Raw genomic sequence first — 12,280 nt, 5'->3', positions numbered from 1 at the left:
CCGTTTGAGCCAACAGAATCCTACAATCTAACCCGGAAAGGCTCTAGATCCTCCTTTGCCGACACCGGCAGAATAGATGGTTCTCCCAAAGCGGAAATAGGCCATCTCGTCAATGTTTTCGATGGCCGGCGCAGCCGCGCGCAAAACTGAACCGTTTGGTTACTAAAAGACCTTGCCGCGCCTGATGTTGTGGGGTAGGCCCATATCCATCAGGGAGGAATACTGATGGATGCAGGAAACGGCTTTCTTCATCCGGACCGGCTCTTTCCGGCCGACCCGGCAACACGGACCATTGCGCGAGACCTCTATGAGACGGTGCGCAATCTTCCGATCGTCAGCCCGCACGGGCATACCGAACCGTCCTGGTTCGCCGACGACAAGCCCTTCGAAGACGCGGCCTCGCTGCTCGTCATTCCCGATCATTATCTCTTCCGCATGCTGCACAGCGTCGGCGTTCCATTGGACGAACTCGGCGTGCCGCGGCTCGATGGCAAACCGGTGGCTGCAGGACGCGCGATCTGGCGGAGCTTTGCCAAGCATTACCATCTCTTCCGCGGAACGCCATCGAGCCTCTGGGTCGACCACGCCATGTCGGCCGTACTCGGCTGCACCGAGCCGCTGACATCAGACAATGCCGATGCGCTCTACGATCACATCAATGCCCAGCTCGCCCTTCCCGAATTCCGGCCGCGGGCGCTGCATCAGCGCTTCGGCATCGAAACGATCGCGACCACAGAAGGTGCGCTCGACCCGCTGGCCCATCACCAGAAGATGGCCGCGGACGGCTGGATCGGCAGAGTGCGCACCACCTACCGGCCGGACAGCGTCACCGATCCCGACGCCGTCGGCTTCCGCAACAATCTCGTCAAGTTCGGGGAGATCACCGGCGCTGACGTGACGCGCTGGGACGGCCTGATCGAGGCGCATCGGCGCCGCCGCGCCTATTTCCGCCAGTTCGGCGCCACCGCGACCGATCACGGCGTACCCACAGCCTTCACCGCCGACCTGCCACTTGCCGAAAAGCAGGCGCTGCTCGACAAGGCGCTGAAGGGTCCGCTTTCGCCTCAGGATGCCGAGCTCTTCCGCGGCCAGATGATGACCGAGATGGCCGGACTTTCGGCCGAGGACGGCATGGTCATGCAGATCCATGCGGGTTCGCGGCGCAACACCGACAGCGGGCTTTTTGCGACGCGCGGGCCCAATATGGGCGCCGATATCCCGACGCGAACCGACTGGGTCGGCGGCCTGAATGCGCTGCTTTCCAGATACGGCCATGCGCCGGGGCTGCGCGTGCTGCTCTTCACCCTTGATGAGACGACCTATGCGCGCGAGCTGGCGCCGATGGCCGGCCATTGGCCCTGCCTGATGATCGGCCCGCCGTGGTGGTTCCACGACAGCCCGCTCGGCATCCGGCGCTATCTCGACCAGGTCGTGGAAACGGCCGGTTTTGCCAATATGGCCGGCTTCAACGACGATACGCGCGCGCTGCTTTCGATCCCGGCGCGGCACGATGTCTGGCGCCGCGAAGTCTGCCGCTTCCTCGCTGGGCTTGTCGCCGAGCACCGGATTTCCAAGAGCGATGCCGAGATCGTGGCGAGCGAACTCTCCTATGGTAATGCGAAGAAGGCCTATAAGCTGTGAGCGAACGACTGCAGACCCTTTCCGGCCTCGCCCCGACGGCGAAGCTTCCCGCCTATGATCGCAGCCGGCTGAAAAGCGGCATCCTGCATCTGGGACCCGGCGCCTTCTTCCGCGCGCATTTCGCGCCGTTTACCGATGGCGCGCTCGCCGCTGCAGGCGGCGACTGGGGCATTGAGGTGGCAAGCCTGCGCACGCCCGATGTCGCCGACAATCTGACTGCCCAGAACGGGCTCTATACGACGCTGATCCGCGATACCTCGGGCACGACGGCTGAGGTGATCGGCTCGATCCTGAAGGCGCATGTGGCGCCGCGCGATCCGGCCGGCCTGCTGGCGCGGCTCGAAGATCCTGATATCCGTATCGTCAGCATGACGGTGACGGAAAAGGCCTATGGCTTCGATCCGGCAACCGGCGGCCTCGACCTCAAACATCCCGATATCGTCGCCGACCTCGCCAACCGGCATGCGCCGCGCGGCGTCATCGGCTATCTCGTCGAAGGCCTTGCGCGCCGCCGGCAGAAGGGCATTGCCCCGTTTACGCCGCTCAGCTGCGACAACCTGCCGAGCAACGGCGCCGTGCTGAAACGCCTGGTGCTCGAATTCACCTCCCGCATCGATGCCGATCTGCATCGCTGGATCGAAGCCAACGTGCCCTTCCCGTCGACGATGGTCGACCGCATCACGCCGGCCAGCACCGAGGCGACCTATGCCGATGCCGAGCGGCTGACCGGCCGCACGGATATGGCGGCGATCGAGACGGAACCCTTTACCCAATGGGTGATCGAGGACCATTTCGCCAATGGCCGGCCGGATTGGGAAAAGGTGCGCGGCGCGCTGATGGTCGAAGACGTCTCGGCCTATGAGAAGATGAAGCTCCGGATGTTGAACGGCGCCCATTCGCTGCTCGCCTATCTCGGTTATATCGGCGGCTATGAATTCATCCGCGACGTGATGGACGATGACGCGCTGGCCGCACTTGCCTATCGCCACATGCACGCGGCGGCGAGAACGCTCGATCCGGTCCCCGGCATCGATCTCGACGACTATGCCAAGGAATTGATAGCGCGCTTTGCAAACAAGGCGATCGCCCACCGCACCTATCAGATCGCCATGGACGGCACCCAGAAACTGCCGCAGCGGCTGCTGGAACCGGCATGCGAGGCGCTGGCGCACGGCGACAGGGCGGAGACCTATGCGATCGCCGTTGCGGCATGGATGCGCTATGCGATCGGCGAACGCGGCAATGGCGAGCGCTACGAATTGCGCGATCCCCGTGCAGCCGAAATCGCCGCGTTGATCGCCGATGTCCCGCGCACCGGTCCGGCGATTTCGGCGGCGCTGTTCACCTTGCCCGGACTTTTCCCGAAGGCTTTGACGGAACATCGGGCGTGGGCGCAGGATGTCTCGGACAAGCTGGAGATCCTGATCCAGGACGATCGGTTGCCGCTGTTTTGAGGTTTTCTCTCTTCCTCCGACACGCCTTGCTCTTACTTGGGGAGAGATAGCAAGGCGCGTGCTACAGGTCCCTTCTCCCCGGCGGGGAGAAGATGCCGGTAGGCAGATGAGGGGGTGAGCGGCGAAAGCCGCGAATGCGCTGAGCGCAAGCGAAGAGCAATGAATGGTGTGCCGTGCGGCCCCCCATCCGACCCTTCGGGCCACCTTTACCTGGGTTGAGCCGCGGGTCTCAACCCGTCCTTCGGACCCCCGCTGGGGAGAAGAGGGTGCCAAGCCGCGACGGTCCGCTTTGACGCGGAGGCGTAAACCCACGCCACATGGTCACGCCTTCACCCGCGCCATATCAGGATCGTAGAGCGGGGCCAGCGACACCTTACAGGGAATGCGTTCCCTGGCGACATCGAGCTCATAGCTGCCGGACAAGACGAAATCCTCCGTGACCCCCTCGGCGTTGCGGACATAGCCGTAACCGATCGCCTTGCCCACCGTATAACCGAAGCCGCCGCTCGAGAGCCAGCCGACACGTTTGCCGTCGCGATAGATGGTTTCGCGGCCGAGCAGCACGGTATCGGGATCGTCGGGAACGAAGCAGGCAAGGCGCTTCTTCACACCCTCCTTAAGCTGCCGCTCGATCGCCTGGCGGCCACGGAAGGGAATGTTCTTTCTGATCTTCACCGCCCAGCCGAGGCCGGCCTCAACAGGCGTGTGGTCGGGGCCGATATCGGAACCCCAGGCGCGATAGCCCTTTTCCAGGCGGCAGCTCTCGATGGCGCGGTAGCCGGCATTGACCAGGCCAAGCTCGCCGCCAGCAGCCATTAATACGTCATAGACCGTGGTCGCATATTCAATGGGAATATGCAGCTCGTAGCCGAGCTCGCCGACATAGGTGATGCGCAAGGCCCGCACCGGGCAGCCCGATATGCCGATGGTTCTGACCTGGCCGAAGGGGAAAGCGGCATTCGAGACATCGCTGCCGGTCACCTTTTCCAGCACCGCGCGTGCATTCGGTCCCATCAGCGACAGAACGGAATAGGCCGAGGTGACGTCGACCAGTTCGGCATGCAGCTCCGCCGGAATATTGCGGGCGATCCAGTTGAAGTCGTGGGTGGCAAAACCGGTGCCGGTGACGATGTAATATTCGTCCTCGGCGATGCGGGCGACGGTCAGGTCGCATTCGATGCCGCCCTTGTCGTTCAGCATCTGCGTGTAGATGAGCGATCCCTCGGGCCTTGCGACATCGTTGGCAGCGATCCAGGAGAGCGCCGCCTCGGCATCCCTGCCCTTCAGCACGAATTTGGCGAAGGAGGTCTGGTCGAAGATGACGGCCGCCTCGCGCACCGCCTTATGCTCGCGGCCGACGGCATCGAACCAGTTCTGCCTGCCGTAGCTGTAGATATCCCGCGGCTCCTCATTGGCGAAGAGATCGGCAAACCAGTTCGGCCGCTCCCAGCCGAGCTTTTCGCCGAAGCAGGCACCCTGCGCCTTCAGCCGGTCATAGAGCGGCGATTTGCGGCAGGGGCGGCCACTCGAATGCTCCTCGAACGGCCAGGCCATGGTGTAGTGCTTGCCATAGGCTTCGAGCGTGCGGGTGCGCACCCAGTCGGTATCGAAATGCGGGCGGCCGAAACGGCGGATATCGACCGGCCAGAGATCGTAGGGCGGCTCGCCCTTGGTCACCCATTCGGCAAGCGCCATGCCGGCGCCGCCGGCTGAGGCGATGCCGAAGGCGTTGAAACCGGCGCCGACGAAGAAGTTCTTCAGCTCCGGCGCCTCGCCGAGAATGAAGTTACCATCCGGCGTAAAACTTTCCGGGCCGTTCAGCAGCTGCTTGACGCCGACATTCTCCAGCGCCGGAACGCGGCCGAGCGCCTGTTCCATGATCTGCTCGAAATGGTCGAAGTTGCTGTCGAGCAGCGTGTAGTGAAAACCTTCAGGGATACCTTGCTTTGCCCAGGCAATGGGATTTGGCTCGTAGCCGCCCATGACGATGCCGCCGACCTCCTCCTTGTAATAGGTCAGGCGATCGGGATCACGCAGCGTCGGCAGGTTGGAGGGCACGCCGAAGGATTCGGTGATGATATATTGATGCTCGACCGAGACCAGCGGCACGTTGACGCCGAAGCGGGCAGCGAAGGCGCGCGTCCATTGGCCGGCGCAGACGACGACGCGCTCGCATTCGATGCGGCCTTCAGCGGTGACGACGGCGCGGATCCTCCCCTTGTCGATGTCGAAGTCGAGAACCTCGGTATCCTCGAAGATCGAAACGCCCGCCATGCGGGCACCTTTTGCCAGGGCCTGGGTGATGTCGGAGGGATTGGCCTGGCCGTCGGTCGGCAGGAAGGCGGCGCCGACCAGATCGTCTGTTGTCATCAGCGGCCAGAGATCGAAGGCCTCCTGCGGCGTCAGCAACTGCATTTCGAGGCCGAAGGATTGGGCCGTGGTCGCCTGGCGCTTGACCTCCGTCCAGCGCTCCTCGTTGCAGGCAAGCCGCAGGCCGCCATTCATCTTCCAGCCGGTGCCGAGCCCGGTTTCCTCTTCCAGGCGCTTGTAGAGATCGACGGAATAACCGAGCAGCTGGGTGATGTTGGCGCTCGTGCGCAGCTGGCCGACAAGGCCGGCGGCATGAAAGGTCGTGCCCGACGTCAGCTTCTTGCGTTCCAGGAGAACAGTATCGGTCCAGCCGAGCTTGCCGAGATGATAGGCTGTCGAGCAGCCGATGATGCCGCCGCCGATGACCACGGCCTTGGCCGTCTTCGGTAATTGTCTCGTCATTTATCGATCCTGTTCAAAAGCTTGATAGGTGCGCTCGAAGCGCGCGAGATTTTCGGCTGTATAGGCGGCATAGTCGAAATCGATGGTGGAGTGGATTTCCGAAATCATGCTCCAGAGCGTCTCGCGCAGCAGCGAGGCGCATTTCATCGCGCCGTAGCGGCGGCGGAGATCATCGGTCGGCGGCCGATCGAAATAGATCTCCAGCATCATTTGCTCGGCGGCCTGCGAGAACTCGTTGTTGGAGGCCAACCCGCCGAGATCGAACAGCGGCGTGTTGAAGCCGGCATAGTCCCAATCGATCAGCCAGAGCCGCTTGCCGTCATCGAGAAAATTGGCGGCCAGCAGGTCGTTATGGCCGAAGGCGATCTCGAACGGCGCTGCCGCCTCTTCCAGCGTCTCGGCCTTGGCGATCAACGCCGGCAGCAGTGGGAGGTGGAGGCTGCCCGACTCCTTCAGGCTGGCGGCGTAGTCGCGGATGACATGGAAGACCCAGAAGATCATCGCCGGGCCGCGGAAATGCCGTGCGATATCATGGTGGCAGGCGCGCACCAGCGGCACGATCCGGGCCAGCATTTCCGGCGTCCTGATATCCTCGGGCGACAGCGCCCGCGCCTCGATATAGTCGAGCACCAGCACGCCGGGCGAATGGTGGATGACGGCGGGCGACAGGCCGGCTGCGTGCGCCGCGCGGCTTGCGGCAAGCTCGTTCTGCCTGATGATGTGGTGGATCGGAATATCGGTGCCGAGTCTCACCACGCAGCGCGCGACGGCATCGCTGACCAGATAGTTCCTGTTGGTGATGCCGCCAGATATCGGCGAAATTTCAATCGGACCCTGCCAGATGCCAAGCGCATGAATCCTATCCTCAGGCGTCATGCTATCCCCCTTGCGGCGCTGGCAAAATGATGGGGCAGAGCAGGATAGGCTGTCAAGCAGCCGCGCGCGTCCTTCCGGACGCGCAAAGGGCGCTTTAGGGTCAGATCGTCTTGCCGGCGGCGTCGAAGACGTGGCAGCGGGCCGGATCGAAGAGAGCCTTCACATTGGCGCCGGGCTCGACCTTCTGCTGACCGTCGAGCGCGACCGTCAGCAACTGGCCATCCGGCGTTGTGGTGTAGAGCATGGTGGCGCCGCCGAGATTTTCGACGAGATCGACATTAACGGTCGAGAGCGTGATGGCGCCCTGCGTGAGGGAAAGATGCTCGGGGCGGATGCCGAAGGTGACGGTCTCACCGGCCTCGCCTTGCAGCCGGCGCGGCAGGCGGACGGAATTGCCGCAAACATGAATGCTGGTTTCGGCTTCACCGACCTCTTCGATGCGCGCCTGCAGAAAGTTCATCTTCGGGCTGCCGATAAAGCCGGCGACAAAGCGGTTGGCCGGGTTGTTGTAGAGATCGAGCGGCGCGCCGACCTGCTCGATGCGGCCGGAATTCAAGACGACGATCTTGTCGGCCATCGTCATCGCTTCGACCTGATCATGGGTGACGTAGATCATGGTGTTACCGAGCTGCCGGTGCAGGCGGGAGATCTCGACCCGCATCTGCACGCGCAGTTCGGCATCGAGATTCGACAGCGGCTCGTCGAACAGGAAGATACGCGGCTCGCGCACGATGGCCCGGCCGATGGCGACACGCTGGCGCTGGCCACCGGAGAGCGCCTTCGGCTTACGCTCCAGGAGCTTTTCGATCTGCAGGATCTCGGCGGCACGTTTGACCTTCGGCTGGATATCGGCCTTCTTGTAACCCGCCGTCTCCAGGCCGAAGGCGAGGTTCTTGTAGACCGACATGTGCGGATAGAGCGCATAGGACTGGAAAACCATGGCGATGCCGCGCTTGGCCGGCGCCACCTCGTTCATGCGCTCGCTGTCGAGCAGCAGCGCGCCGCCCGATATCTCTTCGAGGCCGGCGATCATGAGCAGAAGGGTCGATTTTCCGCAGCCGGAGGGCCCGACAAAAACGACGAATTCGCCGGGATCGATCGTGAGGTCGATGCCATGGATCACATCCATCGCGCCGTAGCGCTTCTCGACCTTCTGAAGAACGACACTGGTTGCCATCTTCTCAAAACCCTCTCGTTTATTTATCGGTTACTTCGTTCTTGCGCGCCAATCGGCGTATTTCGGACTGTCGGGACCGACCGGCAGCGGCACTTCAGCGCCGCTGTCGGAAGATTGGTAGATGGCGGTGACAAGTTCGAGGGCACGGCGCGCATCCTGAGTTGTCACCGGCAGCGGCCCCTGGCCGCTGAGGAAGGCATGGAACTGGCCCATCTGGGTGGTGAACCGCGGCGCGACCGGCTGCCAGTCGCCGACCACGCGGTCGATCTTTGCCCTGACGTCATCATTGGCGGCGATGATCTTCCAGGGGTCCTTGCCCGGCGTGTAGGGTTCGTGCGTGCTTTCGAAGGTGACGTTCTCGAAGTGCAGCCTCAGCCGGCTGATCTGCTCCTGCGAGCCGAGCGTGCAGGACAGCGAGACGAAGGCGCCGTTTTCCATCAGCAGGCTGGCGGAGGCGCAATCTTCGACCTCGATATCGTTGACGCGGGTGGCGACACGGCCGAAAACCCTTGCCGCCGGCCCCATCAGATGCATCATCATGTCGTGCAGATGCAGCGCATGGGTGACGAGCACGCCGCCGAGTTCCGTCGCCCATTTGCCGCGCCAGGGCACGGCGTAATATTCCGGTTTGCGCAACCAGAAGGTTTCGACCGAAGCCGTATAGGCTTTGCCGGCAATGCCGGCATCGATGATCCGTTTGGCCTTCTGGATACCGTCGCCGTAACGATACTGGAAGATCGGCATCAGCACGCCTTTGGCACTCTTTTCCGCTTCCATGATCGTATCGACGGCGGCAAGCGAGCCGGTCAGCGGCTTTTCGCATACGACATGCTTACCGGCGGCGAGTGCTGCCACCACCTGTTCCAGATGGATGCCAGGCGGGGTGCAGATATCGATGATGTCGATCGTGTCATCGGTAAGCAGCTCCGCAAAGGAAGTGGTGCGGCGCTCGATGCCGAACTCGTCTCCGACCGCAGCCAACCGCTCACCGTTCAGGTCGCAGATCGCCACGACCTTGAACTTGTCGGAATGCGGCAGATAGCCCTCGACGATGTGGGAGCGGCCGATGCCGCAGCCGACGATCGCGACCGTCTTGATGCTCATGTCACTCTTTCCCATTGCCGCCATCAGCGTTTCATGCCCGTCGTGGCGATGCCTTCGATCAGCAGGCGCTGGAAGAACAGGAAGAAGAAGAAGACCGGCACGAGCGTCAAAGTCGACATGGCGAAGAGACCGCCCCAATCCGAGGCGCTGGTGGAATCGACGAAGGTGCGCAGGCCGAGCTGGATCGTATAGGTGTTCATATCGTTCAGGTAGATCAGCGGGCCGAAGAAATCGTCCCAGGTCCAGATGAAGGAGAAGATGGCGGCGGTTGCCAGCACCGGCAGCGACAGCGGCAGCATGATCTTCCAATAGATGCGCCAGGCGCTGCAGCCGTCCATCATCGCCGCCTCGTCGAGTTCGCGCGGGATGCCGCGGAAGAACTGCACCATCAGGAAGATGAAGAAGGCATCGCTTGCCAGGAACTTCGGCACGACGAGCGGCAGGATGGTGTTCACCCAGCCAAGGTCGAGGAACAGCACATATTGCGGGATCAGCGTCACATGATAGGGGATCATCAGCGTGCCGAGCATGATCGAAAACCAGAAATTCCGGCCGGCAAAACGCAGCCGCGCAAAGGCGTAGGCCGTCAGCGAACAGGCGATGACATTGCCGGTCACGACCAGCAGCGAGATGACGAGCGAATTCCAGAAGAATCGGCCGAAGCTGACATCGAGCCCGGTCCAGCCGCGGACATAAGAGGCGAAATCGATCGACGACGGGATGAGCGAGGTCGACGAGAAGATCTCGTTTTCGGGCCTGACCGATGCCGAGACCATCCACAACAGCGGATAGAGCATCAGAAGCGAAGCGGCGATCAGCAGGGCGTGGATGACGAGCGACGCCGGCAGGCTGCGTTTGGTGATGTCCGATGGCGGCCTGGCCGCAGTGACGGAAGCGGTCATCTCAGTCATCGTAGTGCACCCAGTAACGCGAGGTCAGGAAGGAGAAGGCGGTGAAGATCGCGATGATCACCACCAGGATCCAGGCGAGCGCCGAGGCATAGCCCATGCGGAAATTGCCGAAGGCTTCCTGATAGAGGTAGAGCGTGTAGAACAGCGTCGAATTGATCGGCCCGCCGGTGCCGCCCGATATAATGAAGGCCGGCGTGAAGGCCTTGAAAGCTTCGATCGTCTGGACGACGGCGTTGAAGAAGATCACCGGCGTCAGAAGCGGCAGGGTGATCTTGTGGAATTGCCGGAATTTCGAGGCGCCGTCGAGGCTGGCCGCCTCATACATGTCCTGCGGGATCTGGCGCAGGCCGGCGAGGAAAATAATCATCGGCGAGCCGAACTGCCAGACCGACAGCGCCACCAGCGTATAGATCGAATAGTTCGGATGCGAGATCCAGCTCGGACCTTCGATGCCGAACTGCGAGAGCGCGGCATTGACGAGACCATCGCTGGCGAAAAGCTGGCGCCAGAGAACGGCGATCGCCACGCTGCCGCCCAGCAATGAGGGCAGGTAAAAGATGGCGCGATAGAAGGTCAGCCCGCGCAGGCCGCGGTTCAGCGCCATAGCGACCAGCAAAGCAAAGGTCAGTTTGAACGGCACCGAGAAGACGACATAGGTCAGGGTGACATTCATGGCGGCCGAGAATTTCGGATCCGCCGTGGCGATGCGCACGTAATTCGCCGTTCCCACCCAACTCGGCGACCGTAGCATGTCGTAGTCGGTGAAGGAGAGATAGAGCGAAATCAGGGCCGGCCCGAGCGTCAGCCCGAAAAAGCCGATGAGCCATGGCAGGAGGAAGAGGTAGCCGGGAGCATTGGCATTCCAGAGACGCCGGAAGCGTCCTTCGGCCACGGCCCCCTGATATCTTTCCACCGGTATGGCCCCTGCGGGCGTGCGCATCGCATTGCTCATACGGGATCAGCCTCGTGCGAGAATCTGCGTAATTTCGGTGACAAGCTGCTTACCGCCATCCGAGGGAGAAAGCTGTCCGAAGGCTACCTGTTCGGCGATGTTGCGCAGAATAAGTTGGCCTTCGCCTGCGCCGGTTGGCGGCGGCGGCGGCAGTGGGCCGGCAAGATCACCGAGGCCGGCGACATAGTCGAGCGGAACCTTGCCGGTTTCGTCGAGCTTGGCAGCGACGACATCGCGCATTGCCTTCGATTCCGGAATGCCGCGCTCAACGTCGAGGATCACTGCGGCATCCGGATTCTTGACGAAGAAGTTGACGTAGTCGACCGCCTGATCCATCACCTTCGACTGAGCCGATACGGAGAAGAACATCGATGGCTTGCGGTAATGGCCACCCTTTGAGTCCGGCGTGATGCGCATGTAGTTGGTCAGGGCCAACTTGTCCTTGACCATGGCCTGATAGCCGACGAACTGGTTGCTGTGTGCGTAGTCACAAGCAGCCTTGCCGACGGTGAGCGGGCTGGTATCGATCGTATCCTTGTATAGGGCCTGGATATCAGGGGTGACGCAAGCTCCGGCTTCGCGGAACTTAGCCCACATATCGAACCATTCAGACGCTTCCTCAGGACCGAAAGCAATCTTCGAGTCCGCCGTGTAGAGCGCCTTGCCGCGTTGGCGGAGGTAGTTTTCGAGCGCCGGTTCAACACCGCTGCCGTCGGCAAAACCGAAGTAACCCTTGCGCTTACCGGCCTTGGTCATCTCGGCACCGATCTTGCCGAATTCTTCCCAAGTCGTCTTCTGCGTCGGCATATCGATGCCGGCTTCCTTGAAGGCCGCGGCGTTCACCACGGTTGCGGCCGAGTTGGCGCCGAGACTGACACCATAGAAATGGCCATCGACCTTGCCGCCTTCGATCTGCGCAGGATCGAAATCCTCGAGCTGCAGCTTCGACGGCATGTAGGATTCCAAAGGAGCAAGGGCACCGCGCCGGGCATATTCGACAATATAGCGGTAGTCCATCTGGATGATGTCGGGCGCGTTGCGACCGGCGACCTGGGTTGCAAGTCGTGGCCAATAATCGGCCCATCCGAGAAACTCACCGTTGATGGTAATGCCGGCATTTTTCGCCTTGTAAAGTTCCGACACCTTGTTGGTTCGGTCGGCACGTGGCTGCGAGCCCCACCACAGGAGACGCAGGCGCGTTTCCTGCGCCAGGGCGCTGGTGCCGAGCGCCGAGAGCGACAGAAGTGCTGCGCCGCCGGCCACGAAATTACGTCTGTTTACACGCAGGGTCATTTTTTCCTCCTCCAAAGGGAAGCGCCTCCACACGCTTCCAAACCAGTTTTGCTTGCGCAAATAACTAATTGGTTACAAGCTACGAGCAAAGCGGCAAGCC

General features: G+C 62.0%; 9 protein-coding genes. 2 read left to right on the top strand and 7 right to left on the bottom strand.

The features are described from left to right. Positions 1–225 precede the first annotated feature (225 nt). The gene (gene uxaC / locus CO671_RS24395) at positions 226–1,641 is read left to right on the top strand and encodes a glucuronate isomerase (RefSeq protein ID WP_097608062.1); all 1,416 of its coding nucleotides are present in this window, start codon (positions 226–228) and stop codon (positions 1,639–1,641) included. Continuing rightward, positions 1,638–3,095, top strand: coding sequence for a mannitol dehydrogenase family protein (locus CO671_RS24390; RefSeq protein WP_097608061.1), 1,458 nt, complete (start codon positions 1,638–1,640; stop codon positions 3,093–3,095). The genes uxaC and CO671_RS24390 overlap by 4 nt, the downstream gene beginning before the upstream one ends. Positions 3,096–3,416: 321 nt before the next feature. On the opposite strand, the gene CO671_RS24385 is transcribed toward CO671_RS24390, so the two are convergent. The 7 genes from CO671_RS24385 to CO671_RS24355 all read right to left on the bottom strand — a co-directional run bounded on the left by CO671_RS24385 (position 3,417) and on the right by CO671_RS24355 (position 12,180). Next, positions 3,417–5,867: an FAD-dependent oxidoreductase gene (locus CO671_RS24385; RefSeq protein ID WP_097608060.1), complete on the bottom strand. Its 2,451-nt coding sequence runs from the start codon at positions 5,865–5,867 to the stop codon at positions 3,417–3,419. Further along, positions 5,868–6,743 (bottom strand): choline/ethanolamine kinase family protein, encoded by an 876-nt coding sequence (locus CO671_RS24380; protein WP_097608059.1) that lies wholly within the window; start codon positions 6,741–6,743, stop codon positions 5,868–5,870. 100 nt (positions 6,744–6,843) lie between these two features. Next, on the bottom strand, positions 6,844–7,920 hold the full coding sequence (gene ugpC, locus CO671_RS24375; protein ID WP_097608058.1) for a sn-glycerol-3-phosphate ABC transporter ATP-binding protein UgpC: 1,077 nt from the start codon (positions 7,918–7,920) through the stop codon (positions 6,844–6,846). A 30-nt stretch (positions 7,921–7,950) separates the two neighbouring features. Further along, positions 7,951–9,048, bottom strand: coding sequence for a Gfo/Idh/MocA family oxidoreductase (locus CO671_RS24370; RefSeq protein WP_170965045.1), 1,098 nt, complete (start codon positions 9,046–9,048; stop codon positions 7,951–7,953). Beyond that, positions 9,048–9,926, bottom strand: coding sequence for a carbohydrate ABC transporter permease (locus tag CO671_RS24365; RefSeq protein WP_009989873.1), 879 nt, complete (start codon positions 9,924–9,926; stop codon positions 9,048–9,050). Before CO671_RS24365 ends, CO671_RS24370 begins: the two co-directional genes overlap by 1 nt. Before the next feature lies 1 nt (position 9,927). Continuing rightward, positions 9,928–10,887, bottom strand: a complete 960-nt coding sequence (locus CO671_RS24360) for a sugar ABC transporter permease (RefSeq protein WP_038685985.1) — start codon at positions 10,885–10,887, stop codon at positions 9,928–9,930. Between the two features lie 6 nt (positions 10,888–10,893). Further along, the gene (locus tag CO671_RS24355; RefSeq protein WP_097608056.1) at positions 10,894–12,180 is read right to left on the bottom strand and encodes an ABC transporter substrate-binding protein; all 1,287 of its coding nucleotides are present in this window, start codon (positions 12,178–12,180) and stop codon (positions 10,894–10,896) included. Positions 12,181–12,280 lie beyond the last annotated feature (100 nt).

It is taken from the genome of Rhizobium sp. M10 (assembly GCF_002531955.1).
Taxonomy (GTDB): Bacteria; Pseudomonadota; Alphaproteobacteria; order Rhizobiales; family Rhizobiaceae; genus Rhizobium; species Rhizobium etli_C.
This window is presented reverse-complemented; position numbering and strand designations above follow the sequence as displayed.

Coding starts and splice junctions, on each gene's coding strand:
- CO671_RS24360 (WP_038685985.1), bottom strand. CDS start 10,887: ATGAGCAATGCGATGCGCACGCCCGCAGGGGCCATACCGGTGGAAAGA.
- CO671_RS24380 (WP_097608059.1), bottom strand. CDS start 6,743: ATGACGCCTGAGGATAGGATTCATGCGCTTGGCATCTGGCAGGGTCCG.
- CO671_RS24365 (WP_009989873.1), bottom strand. CDS start 9,926: ATGACCGCTTCCGTCACTGCGGCCAGGCCGCCATCGGACATCACCAAA.
- CO671_RS24370 (WP_170965045.1), bottom strand. CDS start 9,048: ATGGCGGCAATGGGAAAGAGTGACATGAGCATCAAGACGGTCGCGATC.
- CO671_RS24385 (WP_097608060.1), bottom strand. CDS start 5,867: ATGACGAGACAATTACCGAAGACGGCCAAGGCCGTGGTCATCGGCGGC.
- CO671_RS24355 (WP_097608056.1), bottom strand. CDS start 12,180: ATGACCCTGCGTGTAAACAGACGTAATTTCGTGGCCGGCGGCGCAGCA.
- uxaC (WP_097608062.1), top strand. CDS start 226: ATGGATGCAGGAAACGGCTTTCTTCATCCGGACCGGCTCTTTCCGGCC.
- ugpC (WP_097608058.1), bottom strand. CDS start 7,920: ATGGCAACCAGTGTCGTTCTTCAGAAGGTCGAGAAGCGCTACGGCGCG.